The sequence below is a fragment of the Azospirillum sp. UENF 312511 genome (assembly GCF_058780635.1).
Genome location: NZ_JBSNCG010000003.1, coordinates 1,927,491 through 1,945,120 on the forward strand (window position 1 = coordinate 1,927,491; position 17,630 = coordinate 1,945,120).

19 protein-coding genes and 1 pseudogene are annotated in these 17,630 nt (G+C 69.0%); 8 read left to right on the forward strand and 12 right to left on the reverse strand.

What is annotated here, in order from left to right; genetic code table 11:
• Positions 1–221: 221 nt before the first annotated feature.
• The 5 genes and pseudogenes from leuC to ACWPN7_RS20505 all read left to right on the forward strand — a co-directional run bounded on the left by leuC (position 222) and on the right by ACWPN7_RS20505 (position 3,329).
• Entirely contained in the window at positions 222–1,625 is a 1,404-nt protein-coding gene (gene leuC, locus ACWPN7_RS20485) for a 3-isopropylmalate dehydratase large subunit (protein WP_094301772.1), read from the forward strand.
• Between the two features lie 109 nt (positions 1,626–1,734).
• Positions 1,735–1,872: pseudogene (locus tag ACWPN7_RS20490) on the forward strand (helix-turn-helix domain-containing protein); the annotation flags it as partial.
• A 45-nt stretch (positions 1,873–1,917) separates the two neighbouring features.
• Positions 1,918–2,397 carry a helix-turn-helix transcriptional regulator gene (locus ACWPN7_RS20495; RefSeq protein ID WP_459196007.1) on the forward strand — a complete coding sequence of 160 codons (480 nt, stop codon included), beginning with the start codon at positions 1,918–1,920 and terminating at the stop codon, positions 2,395–2,397.
• 105 nt (positions 2,398–2,502) lie between these two features.
• On the forward strand, positions 2,503–2,880 hold the full coding sequence (locus tag ACWPN7_RS20500) for a VOC family protein (protein ID WP_459196006.1): 378 nt from the start codon (positions 2,503–2,505) through the stop codon (positions 2,878–2,880).
• 8 nt (positions 2,881–2,888) lie between these two features.
• Positions 2,889–3,329, forward strand: a complete 441-nt coding sequence (locus ACWPN7_RS20505; RefSeq protein ID WP_459196005.1) for an EVE domain-containing protein — start codon at positions 2,889–2,891, stop codon at positions 3,327–3,329.
• A 21-nt stretch (positions 3,330–3,350) separates the two neighbouring features.
• Here the strand turns inward: ACWPN7_RS20505 and ACWPN7_RS20510 are convergent, their stop codons facing one another.
• From ACWPN7_RS20510 to ACWPN7_RS20540, 7 genes are all read right to left on the reverse strand, one after another.
• Positions 3,351–4,682, reverse strand: coding sequence for a branched-chain amino acid ABC transporter permease (locus tag ACWPN7_RS20510; protein WP_459196004.1), 1,332 nt, complete (start codon positions 4,680–4,682; stop codon positions 3,351–3,353).
• A gap of 84 nt (positions 4,683–4,766) precedes the next feature.
• Entirely contained in the window at positions 4,767–5,504 is a 738-nt protein-coding gene (gene truA, locus ACWPN7_RS20515; RefSeq protein WP_038526072.1) for a tRNA pseudouridine(38-40) synthase TruA, read from the reverse strand.
• A complete protein-coding gene (gene fmt, locus ACWPN7_RS20520) occupies positions 5,486–6,463 on the reverse strand; it encodes a methionyl-tRNA formyltransferase (RefSeq protein WP_149648309.1) in 978 nt (325 codons plus the stop codon). Before fmt ends, truA begins: the two co-directional genes overlap by 19 nt.
• A gap of 24 nt (positions 6,464–6,487) precedes the next feature.
• Positions 6,488–6,994 (reverse strand): peptide deformylase, encoded by a 507-nt coding sequence (def, locus tag ACWPN7_RS20525; protein WP_014239338.1) that lies wholly within the window; start codon positions 6,992–6,994, stop codon positions 6,488–6,490.
• Positions 6,995–7,120: 126 nt separating this feature from the next.
• On the reverse strand, positions 7,121–7,351 hold the full coding sequence (locus ACWPN7_RS20530) for a hypothetical protein (protein ID WP_014239339.1): 231 nt from the start codon (positions 7,349–7,351) through the stop codon (positions 7,121–7,123).
• Between the two features lie 108 nt (positions 7,352–7,459).
• Positions 7,460–7,669: a cold-shock protein gene (locus ACWPN7_RS20535; protein WP_014239340.1), complete on the reverse strand. Its 210-nt coding sequence runs from the start codon at positions 7,667–7,669 to the stop codon at positions 7,460–7,462.
• A 201-nt stretch (positions 7,670–7,870) separates the two neighbouring features.
• On the reverse strand, positions 7,871–9,361 hold the full coding sequence (locus ACWPN7_RS20540; protein ID WP_456521687.1) for a DNA recombination protein RmuC: 1,491 nt from the start codon (positions 9,359–9,361) through the stop codon (positions 7,871–7,873).
• Positions 9,362–9,525: 164 nt separating this feature from the next.
• Here ACWPN7_RS20540 and ACWPN7_RS20545 point away from each other — a divergent pair, with 164 nt between their 5' ends.
• Positions 9,526–10,107 carry an NUDIX hydrolase gene (locus ACWPN7_RS20545; RefSeq protein WP_349618867.1) on the forward strand — a complete coding sequence of 194 codons (582 nt, stop codon included), beginning with the start codon at positions 9,526–9,528 and terminating at the stop codon, positions 10,105–10,107.
• A gap of 20 nt (positions 10,108–10,127) precedes the next feature.
• On the opposite strand, the gene ACWPN7_RS20550 is transcribed toward ACWPN7_RS20545, so the two are convergent.
• Positions 10,128–11,303 (reverse strand): ChaN family lipoprotein, encoded by a 1,176-nt coding sequence (locus ACWPN7_RS20550; RefSeq protein ID WP_201044664.1) that lies wholly within the window; start codon positions 11,301–11,303, stop codon positions 10,128–10,130.
• 142 nt (positions 11,304–11,445) lie between these two features.
• Between ACWPN7_RS20550 and ACWPN7_RS20555 the strand changes: the two genes are divergently transcribed.
• Entirely contained in the window at positions 11,446–12,183 is a 738-nt protein-coding gene (locus ACWPN7_RS20555) for an SDR family NAD(P)-dependent oxidoreductase (protein ID WP_014239345.1), read from the forward strand.
• 93 nt (positions 12,184–12,276) lie between these two features.
• Here ACWPN7_RS20555 and ACWPN7_RS20560 read toward each other — a convergent pair whose 3' ends face one another.
• The 3 genes from ACWPN7_RS20560 to hemA form a co-directional block, all read right to left on the reverse strand.
• Entirely contained in the window at positions 12,277–13,053 is a 777-nt protein-coding gene (locus tag ACWPN7_RS20560) for a response regulator (protein WP_038526086.1), read from the reverse strand.
• A 111-nt stretch (positions 13,054–13,164) separates the two neighbouring features.
• On the reverse strand, positions 13,165–13,710 hold the full coding sequence (locus tag ACWPN7_RS20565; protein ID WP_038526089.1) for a transcriptional regulator: 546 nt from the start codon (positions 13,708–13,710) through the stop codon (positions 13,165–13,167).
• Between the two features lie 191 nt (positions 13,711–13,901).
• Positions 13,902–15,116 (reverse strand): 5-aminolevulinate synthase, encoded by a 1,215-nt coding sequence (gene hemA, locus ACWPN7_RS20570; RefSeq protein WP_038526093.1) that lies wholly within the window; start codon positions 15,114–15,116, stop codon positions 13,902–13,904.
• 456 nt (positions 15,117–15,572) lie between these two features.
• Here hemA and ACWPN7_RS20575 point away from each other — a divergent pair, with 456 nt between their 5' ends.
• Complete coding sequence (locus ACWPN7_RS20575) at positions 15,573–15,986, forward strand: hypothetical protein (protein WP_201044665.1); 414 nt, start codon at positions 15,573–15,575, stop codon at positions 15,984–15,986.
• Positions 15,987–16,171: 185 nt separating this feature from the next.
• Here the strand turns inward: ACWPN7_RS20575 and ACWPN7_RS20580 are convergent, their stop codons facing one another.
• Positions 16,172–17,572, reverse strand: a complete 1,401-nt coding sequence (locus tag ACWPN7_RS20580) for an aspartate aminotransferase family protein (RefSeq protein WP_456521685.1) — start codon at positions 17,570–17,572, stop codon at positions 16,172–16,174.
• Positions 17,573–17,630: the final 58 nt, after the last annotated feature.

A 17,630-nucleotide genomic window follows, 5' to 3' on the forward strand; every position in this document is an offset into this window, starting at 1 on the left:
TGGAGATCGGTGGGCGGACGCTACCATAAGGAGCGCCTTCCCCGCCAGCCGATGGGCGGGGCAGGGTGGCTGCGATTTTTCGCTGCGGGATGCGGGATGTTTTCCACAGGCTCGGCCTTGTCCTGGTTGAAAGAGACGGCTATTGTGCGGCCCTCTTACCGCACGCTTCGTTCGTCCGGTCTGTGGTTTGCGAGAGAGAATTGCCGCGAGAGAGAGTTGCTATGTCCAAGCCGCGCACCCTGTTCGACAAGATTTGGGACAGCCACGTCGTCCACCGTCAGGACGACGGCACCTGCATCCTCTACATCGACCGCCATCTGGTCCATGAAGTGACCAGCCCGCAGGCGTTCGAGGGGCTGCGGCTTGCCGGCCGTCCGGTGCGCCGTCCGGAAGCGACCCTCGCCGTTCCCGACCACAACGTCCCGACCACCGACCGCTCCAAGGGCATCACCGAGGAGGAGAGCCGCATCCAGGTCGAGACGCTGGACAAGAACGCGCGCGACTTCGGTGTCCGCTACTTCCCGATGGACGACGTCCGCCAGGGCATCGTGCACATCGTCGGTCCGGAGCAGGGCTTCACGCTGCCCGGCGCCACCATCGTCTGCGGCGACAGCCACACGGCGACGCACGGCGCCTTCGGCGCGCTCGCCTTCGGCATCGGCACGTCGGAGGTGGAGCATGTGCTGGCCACCCAGACCCTGCTGCAGAAGCCGGCCAAGAACATGCTGGTCCGCGTCGACGGCGAACTGCCGGCCGGCGTGACCGCCAAGGACATCGTGCTGGCGATCATCGGCAAGATCGGCACCGCCGGCGGCACCGGCCACGTCATCGAGTTCGCCGGCGACGCCATCCGCGGCCTGTCGATGGAAGGCCGCATGACCGTCTGCAACATGGCCATCGAGGGCGGCGCCCGCGCCGGCCTGATCGCCCCGGACGAGAAGACCTTCGAGTATGTGAAGGGCCGCGCCCTGGCTCCGAAGGCCGGCGCCTGGGAGCAGGCGGTGGAGTACTGGAAGACCCTGCCGTCGGACGAGGGCGCGGTCTACGACACCACCGTCGTGCTGAACGCCGCCGACATCGTTCCGCAGGTCACCTGGGGCACCAGCCCGGAGGACGTGCTGCCGATCACCGCGACCGTGCCGAACCCGGCCGACGTGGCCGACGCCGGCAAGCGCGCCGCCGTCGAGCGCTCGCTGGCCTACATGGGCCTGGAGCCCGGCCAGAAGCTGACCGACGTGAAGGTGGACACCGTCTTCATCGGCTCCTGCACCAATGGCCGCATCGAGGATCTGCGCGCCGCCGCGGTGATCGCCCAGGGCCGCAAGGTCGCCGAGGGCGTGCGCGCCCTGGTCGTCCCCGGCTCGGGCCTCGTCAAGGAGCAGGCGGAGGAAGAGGGTCTGGACAAGATCTTCACCGAGGCCGGCTTCGAGTGGCGTGAGCCGGGCTGTTCCATGTGCCTCGCCATGAACGCCGACCGCTTGTCGCCGGGCGAGCGCAGCGCCTCGACCTCCAACCGCAACTTCGAGGGCCGCCAGGGTCGCGGCGGGCGCACCCACTTGCTCAGCCCGGCCATGGCCGCCGCCGCGGCGGTGACCGGGCACCTGACCGACGTGCGCAGCCTGTAAGCTCTCACGGTCCGCTGTGACGCCCGGAGCGGGGATGGCCTTCCAGCCGTCCCCGCTTCGTCGTTTTTAGGGGCATCCTCCGCTGTCGCGCGCCGAACGCCTCATCGATCTGATCCAGTGCCTGCGGCGCCATCGCCGGCCGGTCAGCGGGCATGTCCTCGCCGACGAACTCGGCGTCAGCCTGCGCACGATCTACCGCGACATCGCCACCCTCCAGGCGCAGGGCGCCCGCATCGACGGCGAGCCGGGCGTCGGCTATCTCCTCCAGCCCGGTTTCCTGCTGCCGCCGCTGATGTTCGCGGAGGAGGAGATCGAGGCGCTCGCCCTCGGCATCCGCTGGGTGGCCGACCGCGCCGACGGCGCGCTGGGGGCGGCGGCGCAGAACGCGCTCGCCAAGATCGCGGCGGTGCTGCCGCTGGATCTCCGCGACCGGATGGACGCCTCCGCGCTGCTCGTCGGGCCGGGGGAGCCGATCGTCGGGGACGGCGTCGACCTCGCCGTCGTCCGGCGGGCCATCCGCGGCGAGCGCAAGCTGTCCATCGCCTACCGCGACCGCGACGGGGCCGCCAGCGAGCGCATCGTCTGGCCCTTCGCGCTCGGCTTCTTCGACCGGCTGCGCGTCATGGTCGCGTGGTGCGAACTGCGCGGGGCGATCCGCCATTTCCGCGCCGACCGCATCGTCTCCGTGACGGCGCTGGAAGACCGCTACCCGCGCCGGCGGCAGGCGCTGCTCAAGGAGTGGCGCGAGGCCGAGGGCATCCCGGTGCGGTGAGCGCGCTCACGCACGACTGCTGACAGAAACTGACAGTATCCTCGCCTAGCCTGGGCTTCGCCGGACGGGATCGCTCGTGCCGGAGACCAGCGAGGAAACCAGCCCATGTTCAGCGCCAACATCATCCTCCTCTATGTGGACAGCTCGACCGCCAGCGCCGCCTTCTACGCCGACCTGACCGGCAAGCCGCCGGTCGAGGCGTCGCCCACCTTCGCCATGTTCGCCCTGGACTCCGGCGTCATGCTGGGGCTGTGGTCGCGCCATACGGTGGAGCCGGCGGCTTCCGTCGGGCCGCTCGGCGGCAGCGGCGAGATCGGCTTCCGGGTGGCCGGTGCCGAGGCGGTGCAGGCCCTTCATAACGACTGGGTGCGGCGCGGCCTGACCATCGCCCAGCCGCCGACCGCCATGGATTTCGGCCACACCTTCGTCGCGCTGGACCCGGACGGGCACCGCCTGCGCGTCTTCGCCCCGACGGAAGCGTGAGGTCCGTCATGGATCCGACCGCCGCCAGCCGCAGCTGGATCGCCGTCGCCTCCGCCGAGCATGTCCGGCGGGGGCGGGCGGAGGGCTTCATGCAGGTCTGCCACGGCAAGGCGGCGCCGCTGCGCCGCATCCGCCCGAGGGACCGCGTCGCCTACTATTCGCCGACCGAGCGCTTCCAGGGAAAGGACCGCCTGCAGTCCTTCACCGCCGTTGGGATCGTGCGGGAAGGAACCCCTTACCCATTCGACATGGGCGGGGGCTTCGTTCCCTTCCGCCGCGACGTGCGGTGGCTGGACGGGCGGGAGACGCCGATCCTGCCCCTGCTCGACCGGCTGGACTTCTCCGCCGGTGTGCGGAATTGGGGCTATCCGTTCCGCTTCGGGCTGTTCACGGTGACCGACCGCGACCTGGACACCATCGCCGCGGCCATGGGGGCGGTTCTGTGCTGACCGGCCGGCGGTGCGGGGGGCTCAATCGCCCCGCCCGCGGCGGCGGCCCATCAGCCCGTCCGGGCGGTAGATCAGGAAGAGGGTGAGCAGGGCAAAGGCCACGATGTCCTTGTAGGCGATGGCGAAGTAGGCCGACCAGAAGGTCTCGACGAGGCCGAGCAGGGCGCCCCCCAGCATGGCGCCGGGGACCGACCCGATGCCGCCGACCACCGCGGCGGCCAGCGCCTTGAAGCCGATCAGATAGCCCGTGTAGAAATTGACCCCACCGTAATAGAGCGCGATCACCGCCCCCGCTGCGGCGGCCAGCGCCCCGCCCACCGCGAAGGTGGTGGCGACGGTGCGGTCGACATCCACCCCGACCATCTCCGCCGCACCCACATCGTCGGCGCAGGCGCGATGGGCGCGGCCGTAGGCGGTGCGCTGCATGATCGCCCACAGCAGGGCGTAGAGCCCGCCGGTCATCAGCAGGATGACGACCTGCGAGGTCAGCGCGGTGACGGTGAAGGCGCCGTCGCTGAGCAGCTCGTGCCGGTCGGCCAGGAAGGGGGCGGGCCACCAGTCGCGGGCGCCGTGCAGAAGCCGCATCCCCTCCTGATAGGCGATGGACAGGCCGACGGCGGCGATCAGCGGCGTGTGGTTGTGGGTGCGGCGCAGGCGGCGGAACACCAGCCGGTCCATGGTCCAGCCCTGGACGGCGGTGAAGGCCATCACGGTGGCGAAGACGCCCAGCACCGCCATGGGCAAGCTACCCAGCCCGGCCATGCCCAGCGCCGCCGCCCCCATGGCGGTCAGCATGGCGCCGATCATGGTCAGCTCGCCCATGGCGAGGTTGATCTGCCCGAGGATGCCGTAGACCAGCGTGTAGCCGAGCGCCAGCAGCCCGTAGACGCAGGCCACCGTGGCGGCGTTGATGACCTGTTGCAGGAAGAAGAGCAGCGGCGCCCAGTCCGTTTGCGGCCCGCGTTCCGGCCCGGCCGCGTCCGGCGGCAGGCCGAGGCGGGCGGCGGGCAGGCCGGCCCAGATGCGCAGCATGGTGAATTGCATGGGCCGCAACCGCCCCATGCGGTCGGTCGCCACCATCACCAGCTCGTGCCGGCGCGAATCGAAGAAGCGTCCGCCGAAGCGGCAGGCGATCCAGTGGGTGCCGGTGTCGGTGCGGTAGGTCAGGCGCAGCGCCGGCTCGTCGCCGCCCAGCGCTTCCGTGCCCAGGATGGTGACGGGGCCGGAGTCGAAGGCGGGGATCAGTTTGCCGCACAGCGCGGCCTGATCGCCGTCCACGCCGCAGCCGGTCAGCAACAGCGCGACGACCAGCAGGAGAAAGGGCGGGAACAGGCGCGGCGGACGGCGGTGCACGGCGGAGGAACCCCGGCCGGTTGTTCGTTCGCCGGAGAATCTAACGGTTCCCGATGTGAAACGCCAGACGCCGCCTTATGGAAGTCAGTAGCGGGCGCCGACGAAATACAGGCCATCCGGCGGGGCGGTCGGCCCGGCGGCGGAGCGGTTGCGGGCCTCCAACGCGCGGCGCAGGTCGTCGGCGCTCCACTTGCCGGCCCCGACCAGCTCCAGCGTGCCCACCATGTTGCGCACCTGATGGTGCAGGAAGGAGCGGGCGGCGGCGTGCACCCGGACCTCGTCGCCGACCCGCTCGACGGCCAGCCGCTCCAGCGTCTTGACCGGGGAGTTGGCTTGGCAGAGCGCGGCGCGGAAGCTGGTGAAGTCGTGCTGGCCGACCAGGACCTGCGCGGCTGCGTGCATCGCCTCGGCGTCCAGTGGGCGCATGACGTGCCAAGCGCGGCCCGTCTCCAGGGCGAGCGGGGCGCGGCGGTTGACGATGCGGAAGACGTAGCTGCGCCCCAGGCAGGTCATGCGCGCGTGGAAGTCCTCCGGCACCGCCTCGGCCAGCAGGACGGCGACGGGGGCGGGCCTCAGGTGGAAGTTCAGCGCGTCGCGCAGCTTCAGCCCGGTGAAGGGCTTTTCCAGGTCGAAATGGCAGACCTGACCCAGCGCGTGCACCCCGGCGTCCGTCCGCCCGGAGGTGTGGACGCGCACGGTCTCGCCGGACAGGCGCTCGATCGCCTCCTCCAGTGTCTGCTGGACGGAGGGGCCGTTGTCCTGCCGCTGCCAGCCGACGAAGGGCCGGCCGTCATATTCGAGGGTCAGTTTCCAGCGCTGCATGCGGCGTCGCCGAGACGGGTGCCGACGGGCAGGGCGCCGTGCAGGCCGCGCAGGAAGTCCGCGCCGCTCACGGGCGCTTTGCCCGGTCGCTGGACGATCAGAAGGCGTATAGCCCCGAAGTGATCTTCGCAGGCGATGGTCAGGTAATCATCCAGCAGTGTTCCGGTCGGCCTTCCATGAGGAATATCCTCAACTTCGGCCGCCAGCACCTTGATGCGCTCGACTCTGTTCGCAATCGGCACGTCGAACCAGCAACCGGGCCAAGGCGTCAGTGCGCGCACCTGCTTGTCAATATACGGAGCGCCTTTACTCCAGTCGAGCCGGCCGTCCTCGCGCGTCAGCTTGGCGGCGTAGGTCACACCCGCCTCGGGCTGCGGCTCGGCGGTCAGGCGGCCGGCGGCGAGGCCGTCGAGCGCCTCGACGATCAGGCGGGCGCCCATCTCGGCCAGCGCGTCGTGCAGGCTGCTGGCGGTGGTCTCGGCGGTGATCGGCACCGCGTCCTTGAGCAGCATGGCCCCGGTGTCCAGCCCGATGTCCATCTGCATGATGGTGATGCCGGTCTCGGCGTCGCCGGCCAGGATCGAGCGCTGGATCGGGGCGGCCCCGCGCCAGCGCGGCAGCAGCGAGCCGTGCACGTTCAGGCAGCCCAGCCGCGGCGCGTCGAGGATCGGCTGCGGCAGGATCAGCCCGTAGGCGGCGACCACCGCGGCGTCGGCCTTCAACTCGGCGAACTCGGCCTGGGCCTCGGCGTTGCGCAGCGACTTGGGCGTGCGCACGGGGATGCCCCGTTCCTCGGCGAAGCGGTGGACCGGGGATTTCTGGACCTGCTGCCCGCGCCCGGCAGGGCGGGGCGGCTGGCTGTAGACGCAGACCACCTCGTGCCCCGCATCGGCCAGGGCGCGCAGGCTGGGCACGGCGAAGTCCGGCGTGCCCATGAAAACGAGGCGGAGCGGCGTCATGAAGAGTCGTCCAACGTCAGAAGGTTAGGCGCGCTGCATCTTCTGGACTTTGCGCAGGATCATGTTGCGCTTCAGCATCGACAGGTAGTCGACGAACAGCACGCCGTTCAGATGATCGATCTCGTGCTGGATGCAGGTGGCCAGCATGCCGTCGGCCTCGATCTCGCGCGTCTCGTTGGTCTCGTCCAGATAGCGGACGCGGACCGACGACGGGCGGGTGACCTCGGCATACTGGTCGGGCACCGACAGGCAGCCCTCCTCGCAGACCGAGGTCTCGTCCGATTTCCAGACGATTTCCGGGTTGGCAAGGCGGATGGGGTTCGGCTTCTCGTCCTTGTCGTGCACGTCCACGACGATCACCCGCTCCAGGATGCCGATCTGCGGCGCGGCGAGGCCGATGCCCTTCGCGGCGTACATGGTCTCGACCATGTCGTCCATCAGCTTGGCGATGCGGGCGTCGACCTTGTCGACGGGCTTCGCCTTCTGCTTCAGGACGGGGTGCGGGGCGACGAGGATATCGAGAACGGCCATGGGAACTCAGCAACGGTGCGTGGAGGTGCGACAATCCGTCAAAATATGGGGGGCGGGCCACGAGGTCAAGGAAGGCGCAAGGCACAACCCGCGGCGACCCGCCGATCCCATCGGGACGGCCGCACCTCAGAGGGGCGAGCGGGTGATCGACTTGATGGGGCCGCGGGGATTGCCGGACATCTCGGCGATCTTGCGGTCCTGCTCCTCGATGAAGCCGCGGGCCGGCTCGTCGCCGTCCAGGCCGCCGACCAGCGTGCCGGGGACCTTGCGGTTGGAGGTGCGGGCGCCGTCTTCGTACAGCACGTCGAACAGCACGAAGGCGCTGTCCACCGGCTGCTTCTTCTTGGTCTTGGCCATGGGGGGAAACTCCGAACGTCAGGGGGGTGCTTGTAGAGGAAAAGCGCGCAACGGAAAAGGGCACCGGTTTCCCGGTGCCCCCTCCGATGCCGTGCCGTGAGACGTGGCTCAGACGGCCTTCAGGTTCTCCGCCGAGGTCTTGCCGCGCTTCGGATCGCGCTGCTCCTCGTAGGACACCTTCTGGCCTTCATTCAGGCTGCGCAGGCCCGCACGCTCGACCGCGGAGATGTGGACGAAGACGTCCGCGCCACCGTTGTCCGGCTGAATGAAGCCATAACCCTTGGTGCTGTTGAACCACTTGACGGTACCGACGGGCATGATTGCTCTCCGTTTCGTATGAAAGGCGCCGCATCGGCCGGTGCGGCGCATCAGACTGTGTCCAGGCATAGCGACGATCTGGGCACCCGAAGGCGTAGCAGGCCGGCAGTCCGAAGCAGAATGACAGGAGGGAAATTGGGACCGCTCCCCTCCTTTGCAAGGCGAAACAAGACGGGCAAATCTGGGTTGCAGTCTTCGGCCCTACGCCCTGGCTGCCGCTCGCAGTTCCGCCGCTCTCAATTCTGTTGCCCTCAATTCCGCTGCCCGAGGCTCGGCCGCGCGAAGCTCCGGCGCCTGGAGCGGGCGCGGGGCGTGGTCCAGCGGTTCCAGCAGGGGAAGCTCCTCGGCGCTGTCCGGGGTGGCGTGCAGGTCGCGGAAGCGGCGGGCGGTGACCAGGACGCGGGATTCCAGGCTGCCGACCGCCCCGTTGTAGCTGCCCACGGCCTTTTCGAGCTGCCCGCCCAGCCGCTCCATATGGCCGCCCAGGTCGTGCAGGCGCTTGTAGAGTTCGGCGCCCAAGGCGCTGATCTCGCGGGCGCTGTCGGTCAGCCGCTCCTGCCGCCAGCCATAGGCGACGGCGCGCAGAAGCGCGATCAGCGTCGTCGGGGTGGCGAGGATCACCCGGTGGTCGATGCCCGCCTCGATCAGCGCCGGGTCGTGCTCCAGCGCCGCGGAGAAGAAGTTCTCGCCGGGCAGGAACAGCACGACGAATTCCGGGGAATCCGTGAACTGGTCCCAATAGGCCTTGGTGCCGAGCTGCTTCATGTGCTCGCGCACATGGCGGGCGTGGCGCGACAACCCGTCGCGGCGGGCGCCGTCGTCGGCGGCCTGCACCCCGTCGAGATAGCCCTCCAGCGGCGTCTTGGCGTCCACCACGATGGTCTTGCCACCGGGCAGCTTGACCACGAGGTCGGGGCGAAGCCGCCCGCCGGCGGCCTCCACGCTCATCTGCTCCGCGAAGTCGCAATGATCGAGCATGCCGGCCATCTCGCAGACCCGGCGGAGCTGGATCTCGCCCCAGCGCCCGCGGGCCACCGGGCTGCGCAGGGCGCGGACGAGGTTGCCGGTCTCAGCGCGGAGCTGGGACTGGGTCTCCACCAGCGACAGCACCTGCTGCTTCAGCCCCTCATAGGCACCGGCGCGGCTGCGCTCCATCTCCTGGATCTGGCCGTCCATGCGCTCCAGCGACTGGCGCACCGGGGCGACGATGTCGGCGATGGCGGTCTGCCGTTTCTCCAGGTCGCCGCGCGCCTGCTCCTGGAAGGTCGTCAGGGTTTCCTTGGCGAGGTCGAGGAAGCTCTGGTTGTTGGAGCGCAGGGCTTCGGCCGACAGGGCCTTGAAGCTGTCGGACAGGGTGGCCTGCGCGCGCTCCAGAAGGGCCAGCTTCTCCGCCGCAGAGGCGCGCTCGCGGGCCAGCGTGGTGGACAGCTCCGCCTGCCGTTCGCGGGCGGCGGACAGCTCGCCGTTCAGCCGGGTGATCTGGTGGTCGCGGGCCTCCACCTCTTCCCGCAGGTCGCCCTCGATTCGCTCGGCGACGTCGAGCCGGGTGGCCAGTTCGGCGTGGATGGCGGCGGCTTCCGCCTCGGCGCGTGCGGCGTAGAGGCGCACGATCATGCCGACGAGGATCGCCCCGAGAAGGGCGCCGGCAAGGCCGCCGAGAAGCACCGACTGTGCGTCGAACGCGAACTGCATGAAATTCCCCGGAGATCGCTGCGAACGCCGAGAGTACAGGAACGAATCAGGAAAGAGAACGGGCAATGAACAAAGAAGAACCCCCTCCGCGGCTTCGTTCCGCCTGCGCTGCGTGTCGGTGAAGCGGGCTTGCCCGCCGTCCCCGTCTGCGCCATATCCGACGGATGCCCCACGATCCGTCCTCCTCCGGTCTTCCCGCCGGCCCCCTCAAGGGCCCCCGCGTCCGCACCATCCCGCCCGGCGAGGACCGCGAGCGGCTGACCTGTCCGGACTGCGGCTACATCGCCTACCAGAACCCGCTGATCGTCGTCGGCTCGGTGGCGACGTGGGAGGACCGCATCCTGCTGTGCCGCCGCGCCATCGAACCGCGCAAGGGTTACTGGACGCTGCCCGCCGGCTTCATGGAGGAGCGGGAGAGCACCATGGAGGGTGCCGCCCGCGAGGCGTGGGAGGAGGCGCGGGCGAAAATCGCCATCGACTCGCTGCTGGCCGTCTACGACATCCCGCGCATCAGCCAGGTGCAGATGATCTTCCGCGCCCGCCTGCTGTCGCCGGACGTGTCCGCCGGGCCGGAGAGCCAGGAGGTCGGGCTGTTCCTCTGGGAGGAGATCCCCTGGGACGATCTGGCCTTCCCGACCGTCCAGTGGGCCTTGCGCGAGCACCGGTCGCGGCTGGGCCGCCAGGACTTCGCCCCGGCGGTGAACCCCACGCCGGACGTGCTGGCGCAGTGGGAGCGCATGCTCTAGCTCCCGATCACTCCACCCCGTTATTCCACGGTGGGCGAAGCGGGGAACTTCGCCACCAGTTCCGCCGTGCCCTGCTCGCGCTTCACGGTCAGCGGCAGCCATGTGCCGGGGGCTTGGCGCTGCACCACCGTCGTCAGGTCGGAGGCCTCGCGCACCGGGGACCCCGCCGCCGCGACCACGAGGTCGCCCGCCGTCAGGCCGGCGGCGGCGGCGACGCTGCCCTCGGTGACGGAGCGCACGCGCACACCCTCCGGTCCCGGCTCCAGCATCACGCCCAGCCGGGGGCGCGGCGTCTCGGCCGGCGCCTCGCTCTCGCCCAGCCCGTAGACCGCGTCGGCGATCCGCCCGTCCAGCTCGGTGCAGGGGCGGTCCTCGTCCCAGGGCAGCAGGACGACGCTGTTCCGGATGCCCAGATCGGCCAGCTGGTGGGGCACGCCGTCGCGGCCTTCGATGTGCCCTTGGCCCAGAATGGCGACGACAGTGCGGTTGGTCTGGCGGTGGGTGTCGGCGATGCGCTCGGCCATGGCGCGGTCCCAGACCGATTGCGCCTCGACGAAGCGTTCGAAGCTGCCGGAGCGGCGCTCGGTCGGGCCATGGGCGGCCATCACCTGGCGCAGCCGCTCGGTGTAGGAGGCGGGGGGAGGGGCCGGGTCACCCACGCCTTCCCGTTCGCCGGCGGGGACGGCGGCCCAGCCCTCGCGCGCGGTGCGGCTGACCAGCCCGCGGTCGACGTTCAGCGCGACCACCGGCAGCCGGTTCATCCGGGCGAAATGCAGGATCGGCAGATAGAAGCGCGCGTCGTAGCCCCAGACCTTCGGCCAGTTGGTCTCGCGCAGCAGCTCCGCCTCGCTCAGTTGCCCGGCGCTCCAGCGGTCGAGGATCGGCTGGACGCTGCGCGGGAACATCTCCATGCCGACCGCCAGATCGGGGTTCAGCGCGTGCAGCGCCGCCAAGCTATGAAGCTGCCAGCGGTGGTGGTCGGCGTTGTCGTGCCGCTCCCCCAGCAGCACGGCGGGCGACGCCGCGGCGCGGCGCAGCAGGTCGGCGGCGTTCAGCGGGCGGGCGGTGGCGTCGGACCAGCCGCCGGGCGGCACGCAGGCACTGGTCTGGGCGGCGGCCTTCGCCGCGGTGGCGTCACCCAAGCCGGCCAAGAGGCTGCCGGAGAGCAGAAGGACGGCCATCAAACGGGGGAGCACGTCGGCGGTCCTCCTGGACTCGGTGAAACGGTTGGACTCAGGCTGAAGGTTGGGCGGTGGAGGGCGCCCGTCAACGGTGCATGGTCTGACCGGCAACGGCCGCGCTGGCGCGGTGCGGCGAAGCGGGGTATCCTTGGACATCATGCCGCACCGTAAAACCGTCATTCTGACCGGCGCGAGCCGGGGCATCGGCCACGCCACCGTGCAGCGCTTCAGCGCCGAGGGCTGGCGGGTCATTTCCTGTTCCCGCGAGGAGGTGCCGGACCATTGCCGGCGCGATCCGAACTGGACACACCACATCCCGACGGACCTGTCCGATCCGGACAGCCGCGCCCGCTTCCTGGAGGAAGCCAACCGGGCGCTGGACGGGGCGCCGCTGCACGCGTTGATCAACAACGCCGGCATCTCGCCCAAGACGCCGATCAAGGAGCGTCTCGGCTGCCTGAACGGGGCCATCGAGGGTTGGCACCGGGTGTTCGAGCTGAACTTCTTCGCCCCGCTGGTGCTGGCTCGCGGCTTCGCGGCGCCGCTGTCGCGGGCGAAGGGGGCGATCGTCAACGTGACCTCCATCGCCGGCCATTCGGTGCACCCCTTCGCGGGGTCGGCCTATTCGACGTCCAAGGCGGCGCTGTCCGGCCTGACCCGCGAGATGGCCGTGGAGTTCGCCGAGATCGGCGTGCGCGTCAACGCTGTGGCGCCGGGCGAGATCGAAACCGCCATGACCGGGCCGGAATACGATGTGCTGATCCCGCGCATCCCGCTGAAGCGCATGGGCACGCCGGAGGACGTGGCGGCGGTGATCTTCTACCTGTGCGGTCCCGACTCGGGCTATGTCACCGGAACGGAGATGTTCATCACCGGCGGGCAGCACCTGTATTGATGCGGATGGCCGACCCACGGATTGCGCGGATTTCTCTATGTAACTCCGTGTAATCCGTGAAGCCGCTGTCGCCCGCAACGGTGTTCAGCCACCTCAGCCGAGGTTGTGCTTCGCCACCACCGCCGCGAAGTCGTCCCCGAAATGCTCGCCGACGCGGATGACCGAGACGCCGTGCGGGATTTCCTTGAGGGCCGGGTTGTCCAGGCTCATCGAGGTCAGCAGCGCCATCGGCACGTTGTGGGTGACGCTCATCGCGCGCAGACCGCGGATCAGGTCCAGGCCGGACAGGCCGTCCATCACCATCGACGCGATCAGCATGTCCGGCGGGACGCGCACGGCGAGGCTGATCGACTCGATGGGGTCGCTGACCGTCACGGTGCGGAAGCCGCAGGCCGCCAGTTCACTGCCCAGCTTCTTGGCGACGACCTTGGACGGGGTGACCAGCATGATCTCGACGTTGCTGATCTGGATGTCGGTGATCTCGAACTGGTAGCGCACCGGCAGAGCGCGGATGATCCGGTTCGTTTCCGCAACCTGCGGCTGCTCGGCGCGGTCCACCAGCTCGGCGATCCGGTCCACGAAAATCTGCGCGTCGTTCAGCTCGCGCGCCTCCAGCCGCTTCAGGCCGGACAGGTAATCCTCCAGGCGGTGCGCGACGAGGCTGACGGTGGGGTAGCCGAAGCTGGTGCCCATGCCCTTGAAATTGTGGGCTTCCAGGCGGAGCACGCCGATGACCGCGGTTTCCTCCCGCGTGCCCTTGGCCACGCCTTCCAGGGCGGCGTTCATCACCTCCAGCCGGTCGCGGGCGTCGTCCATGAATTCGACGCGCAGGCGGTCTTCAAGATCGTCGGGCGACAGGTTGGAGGCCATGGCGGGGGTCCTGACTATGCTTTCGGGTTAGGCATTATGCCCCGAAAGTTACACCAGAACCCTAACGCGAAACAAACTCCCGCATGAAACGCGGCTAAAACGCCGCGACGATCACAACCGGGACAGGAGATTGTTGAACCAGTTCAGCCGTTCCTCGGCCTGGGCGATGTCGTGCTCCAGCCAATCGGCGAAATGACCGTCGGTCCCCGCACTCGCCCGCTTCAGATCGCCCAGCCGGGCCAGCTCCGTCTCGCACAGGGAGGCGAGGTGGTCGATCTGGTCGCGCTGCGACTCGACGTCCAGCAGGTGCAGGAAGCGCAGCTTCAGCGCGATGACCAGCTTGTTCAGCCCGTCCGCCGAGGGGGCGCGGACGTTGGCGCGCATCAGCGTGTCGAACTCCGCCCGTCCGGCCTCGGTCGCGCCGAGCAGGGCGTTGTCCTCCATGCCGGTGCCATCCAGCGCTTCGATCAGCCCCTCGTAGCGCAGCATCTCCAGCGACGTGCCCATGAGGTCGAGCGAGGGGCCGACGATGCGGTCGAGGAAATGGCGGAGCGCGCCGGCCAGATCGGCGTAACGCTGCGGCCCGTTCTGGATCAGCGTGCCCAGGACGGCGAGGCGCACGGCCTCCTTCGGCATCAGCGAGTTGTCACGGTACATGGCGAACCCCTGGGCGGTGGCAATTGGACGGCGGCTGTCGACGGTTGCGGACCGAACGTTGCGAAACGTTCTCATCAACGTCTAAAGGTAAGGCGCTCCGGCCCACAAGTCCAGAGCGCCGATGCCATCATCGCAGGGAGATCACCGAATCCCCTCCTCCGCACGGGCGGGGCGCGGAGGAGGGGGAGGAGTTACGCCGCCAAGCGCAGGTCCAGGCGGCTCCACACGTCGAGCAGCGCGTCGACGAGCCGCGCCATCTCGGCGTCGCTGTGCAGCGGGGTCGGGGTGAAGCGCAGGCGCTCGCCGCCGCGCGGCACGGTCGGGTAGTTGATCGGCTGGACGTAGATGTCGTGCCGTTCCATCAGCTCGTCCGAGGCGCGCTTGCAGCGGTGGGCGTCGCCGACCATCACCGGGACGATGTGGCTGGCCGACGGCATCACCGGCAGGCCGGCCTCGGCCATCAGGCGCTTCAGGGTCGCCGCGCGCTCCTGATGCTGGTCGCGCTCCGTCTGGCTGGCCTTGAGATAGCGGATGCTGGCCAGCGCCCCGGCGGCCAGGACCGGCGACAGGGATGTGGAGAAGATGAAGCCGGCGGCGAAGCTGCGGATGCAGTCGACCAGCGCGGTGGAGCCGGTGATGTAGCCGCCCTGGACGCCGAACGCCTTGCCCAGCGTGCCCTCGATGATGGTCAGCCGGTCCATGGCGCCGTCGCGCTCCGCCACGCCGCCGCCGCGCGGGCCGTACATGCCGACCGCGTGCACCTCGTCCAGATAGGTCATGGCGCCGTGCTTGTCGGCGACGTCGCAGAGGTCATGGATCGGGGCGACGTCGCCGTCCATGGAATAGACGCTCTCGAAGGCCACGACCTTCGGGCGGTCCGGGGCGATCTGCGACAGCAGCTCGTCCAGGTGCTTGGGGTCGTTGTGGCGGAAGATGTGCTTCTCGGCGCCGCTGTTGCGGATGCCGGTGATCATCGAATTGTGGTTCAGCGCGTCCGACAGGATCACGCAGTTCGGCAGCAGCTTGCCCAGCGTCCCCAGCGTCGCGTCGTTGGACACGTAGCCGGAGGTGAAGAGCAGCGCCGCCTCCTTCTGGTGAAGGTCGGCCAGTTCGCGCTCCAGCAGCACGTGGTAGATGTTGGTGCCGGAGATGTTGCGCGTGCCGCCGGCGCCCGCACCCACGCCGTCGACGGCGTCGTGCATCGCCTTCAGGACGACCGGGTTCTGGCCCATGCCCAGATAGTCGTTGGAGCACCAGACGGTGACCTCCCGCTCCTTTCCGGCGGCGTCGCGGAAGGTGGCTTTCGGAAAGTTCCCCGCGTGCCGTTCGAGGTTGGCGAAGACCCGGTAGCGGCCATCCTGTTTCAGGCTGGCGATCTGGGTGCGGAAAAAGCTCTCGTAATCCATCGCGCGTTCCGTTCGCATTCATCCGAAGGGGCGGGTGCCGTCCGGGTGGTCCAGCCACCGGGCCTAGCACGTTAGGAAGATGGCATGATCGTTGCCGTGTTGCCACCCGGCATTGACCGAGGTCAAAAGGTCTGCCCTGTGAGACGTCAATTCTCGCCGATCCGCCGCCGCGAAACCATTCGACCTATGGATGATCGCTGTGGCGAAGCGTCTCATGTCCGGGACCCGTCATGCCGTTGCCGAGGCCGGGAAACTCCCTTTCGCGTCGCTGTTCCGTTGGTGATTACAAGTCTTTTTGAATGTCCGCAATGTATAACGGGCAGCAATAAGCCGGCCGTTTGCTGTCCGATTGCGCCGAATACCTTTGTCGTGTTCTTTTACGAACAAGGTCGTATGGACGCTAACAGGGGAGAAGTGAGAGGGTTCACTCAAGCCGTTGATGGGGAGTGTTGTGCAATGAATGCCGTTCTGACGTTCGACAGCGCGCGTGGCCGGCGAATGTCCGGCACGGAGCCGAGCCGTGGTGCCATCGGTTCCGGCGGGAGCAAGGTCATCCCCTTCCGTCCGGCCCCCGCTGCGATGGTTTCTCCGGCGGTCCTCCCGGCGGCACCCCTGCCGCGGCGTCCCGCGGTGCCGTCTCCGGCCCGCGCCGATAAAGCGGCCCAGCCGGCGGAGGCCGCGCCGCAGCCGGAGCGTCTGGCGCGGCTGATCTACATGGCGAGCGTGGGCGGCTACATGGCCGTGCGTGAGGACTCGCTGGTGGAACTGGGCGGGCGCATGGTCTGGCCGACCGCCGACGCGCTGATCCGCGACGCGGCGGCGGCGGGCGTCCCGGTCTCGTCGCACGTCATCAACACCGCCCGGACCTGACGCCTGCCACCAAATGAAAAGGACCGCCTGCGCCGGATGGCTGGGCGGCCCTTTCTCGTCGCGAAACCGGCCGTTAAAGCGGATTGCGATCCGCTTTGGACCGCGACGGCGGTCCCGGTCGCACATGCGACCGGAGCCCGCCGGCGAATGAGGCGATATGAGTCTAAAGCGAACGAATGTTCGCTTTAGCCGCGCAGGACGGGGATCGCGGCGTCCAGCGCCGTGGTCAGGCGGTCGAACATCAGGTTGATGTCCTCCTCGCCGATGACCAGCGGCGGGCAGACCGCCACGCTGTCACCCATGGCGCGGATGATCAGGCCGTTCTCCTGGCTCAGCCCGTTTACGACGGCACCGGCCCGTCCCACCGGATCGAACGGGGTCTTGGTCTCCTTGTCGGCGACCAGTTCGAGGGCGCCGATCAGCCCGACGCCGCGCGCCTCGCCGACCAGCGGGTGGTCGGCCAGGGCCTTCAGCCGGCGCTGGAACAGCGGGGCGACGGCGCGGACATGGCCGACCAGGTCCCGCTCCTCGTAGATCTTCAGCGTCTCGATCGCGACCGCCGCCGCCACCGGGTGGGCGGAGTAGGTGTAGCCGTGGCCGAAGGTGCCGATCTTCTTGCTCTCCTCGACGCAGGCCCGGTAGACCGCGTCCGACACCATAACGGCGGAGATCGGCAGATAGCCGGAGGACAACTGCTTGGCGCAGGTTATGATGTCCGGCTCCATGCCCATGGTCTGGCTGCCCCAGAAATTCCCGGTGCGCCCGAAACCGCAGATCACCTCGTCGGCGACCAGGAGGATGTCGTACTTCTTCAGGATCGGCTGGATCTTCGCGAAGTAGGTCGCGGGCGGCACGATGACGCCGCCGGCGCCCATCACCGGCTCGGCGAACATGGCGGCGATGGTGTCCGGCCCCTCGGCCAGGATCAGCGCCTCCAGGCTTTCCGCCAGACGGGTCGCGAAATCCTCCTCGCTCTCGCCCGGCTCGGCGAAGCGGTAATGGTGCGGGCAGTCGGTGTGCTGGATGCGCGCGATGGGCAGGTCGAAATCGCGGTGGTTGTTCACCAGACCGGTCAGGCTGGCCGTCGCCACGGTGACGCCGTGATAGGCCTTCACGCGCGACAGGATCTTCTTCTTCTCCGGACGGCCCAGCGCGTTGTTGTAGTACCAGACCAGCTTGACGGCCGTGTCGTTCGCCTCCGACCCGGAATTGGCGAAGAACACCTTGGACATCGGCACAGGGGCCAGCTTGATCAGCCGCTCGGCCAGATCGATGCCCGGCTCATGGCTCTTGTGGCCGAACACATGGTAGGTCGGCAGCTTGCGCATCTGGCGGGTGGCGGCCTCGACAAGGCGCTCCTCCCCCCAGCCCAGCGACACGCACCACAGGCTGGCCAAGCCCTCGATGTATTCCTTGCCGCTGTCGTCGAAGACGCGCACGCCCTCGCCCCGCTCGATGATCAGCGGACCCTGGGTCTCGTGCGCGTGCAGATTCGTGTAGGGGTGGAGGAAATACGCCTTGTCGCGGCTGGCGGCGGAATTTCCAGCGCCAGAATTATCAGTCGCCGCGACGCCCTGTTCGGTCATGATCTCTATCCCTGTGTTCGCTGCCGGAGTCGGTCGTTGCCGATGCTGGTTCGCCGCT

Bases quoted from the DNA above. Each gene is read 5' to 3' on its own strand.
- leuC (WP_094301772.1), top strand. From the start codon at position 222: ATGTCCAAGCCGCGCACCCTGTTCGACAAGATTTGGGACAGCCACGTC.
- ACWPN7_RS20495 (WP_459196007.1), top strand. From the start codon at position 1,918: ATGTTCGCGGAGGAGGAGATCGAGGCGCTCGCCCTCGGCATCCGCTGG.
- ACWPN7_RS20500 (WP_459196006.1), top strand. From the start codon at position 2,503: ATGTTCAGCGCCAACATCATCCTCCTCTATGTGGACAGCTCGACCGCC.
- ACWPN7_RS20505 (WP_459196005.1), top strand. From the start codon at position 2,889: ATGGATCCGACCGCCGCCAGCCGCAGCTGGATCGCCGTCGCCTCCGCC.
- truA (WP_038526072.1), bottom strand. From the start codon at position 5,504: ATGCAGCGCTGGAAACTGACCCTCGAATATGACGGCCGGCCCTTCGTC.
- fmt (WP_149648309.1), bottom strand. From the start codon at position 6,463: ATGACGCCGCTCCGCCTCGTTTTCATGGGCACGCCGGACTTCGCCGTG.
- def (WP_014239338.1), bottom strand. From the start codon at position 6,994: ATGGCCGTTCTCGATATCCTCGTCGCCCCGCACCCCGTCCTGAAGCAG.
- ACWPN7_RS20530 (WP_014239339.1), bottom strand. From the start codon at position 7,351: ATGGCCAAGACCAAGAAGAAGCAGCCGGTGGACAGCGCCTTCGTGCTG.
- ACWPN7_RS20535 (WP_014239340.1), bottom strand. From the start codon at position 7,669: ATGCCCGTCGGTACCGTCAAGTGGTTCAACAGCACCAAGGGTTATGGC.
- ACWPN7_RS20540 (WP_456521687.1), bottom strand. From the start codon at position 9,361: ATGCAGTTCGCGTTCGACGCACAGTCGGTGCTTCTCGGCGGCCTTGCC.
- ACWPN7_RS20545 (WP_349618867.1), top strand. From the start codon at position 9,526: ATGCCCCACGATCCGTCCTCCTCCGGTCTTCCCGCCGGCCCCCTCAAG.
- ACWPN7_RS20555 (WP_014239345.1), top strand. From the start codon at position 11,446: ATGCCGCACCGTAAAACCGTCATTCTGACCGGCGCGAGCCGGGGCATC.
- ACWPN7_RS20560 (WP_038526086.1), bottom strand. From the start codon at position 13,053: ATGGCCTCCAACCTGTCGCCCGACGATCTTGAAGACCGCCTGCGCGTC.
- ACWPN7_RS20565 (WP_038526089.1), bottom strand. From the start codon at position 13,710: ATGTACCGTGACAACTCGCTGATGCCGAAGGAGGCCGTGCGCCTCGCC.
- hemA (WP_038526093.1), bottom strand. From the start codon at position 15,116: ATGGATTACGAGAGCTTTTTCCGCACCCAGATCGCCAGCCTGAAACAG.
- ACWPN7_RS20575 (WP_201044665.1), top strand. From the start codon at position 15,573: ATGAATGCCGTTCTGACGTTCGACAGCGCGCGTGGCCGGCGAATGTCC.
- ACWPN7_RS20580 (WP_456521685.1), bottom strand. From the start codon at position 17,572: ATGACCGAACAGGGCGTCGCGGCGACTGATAATTCTGGCGCTGGAAAT.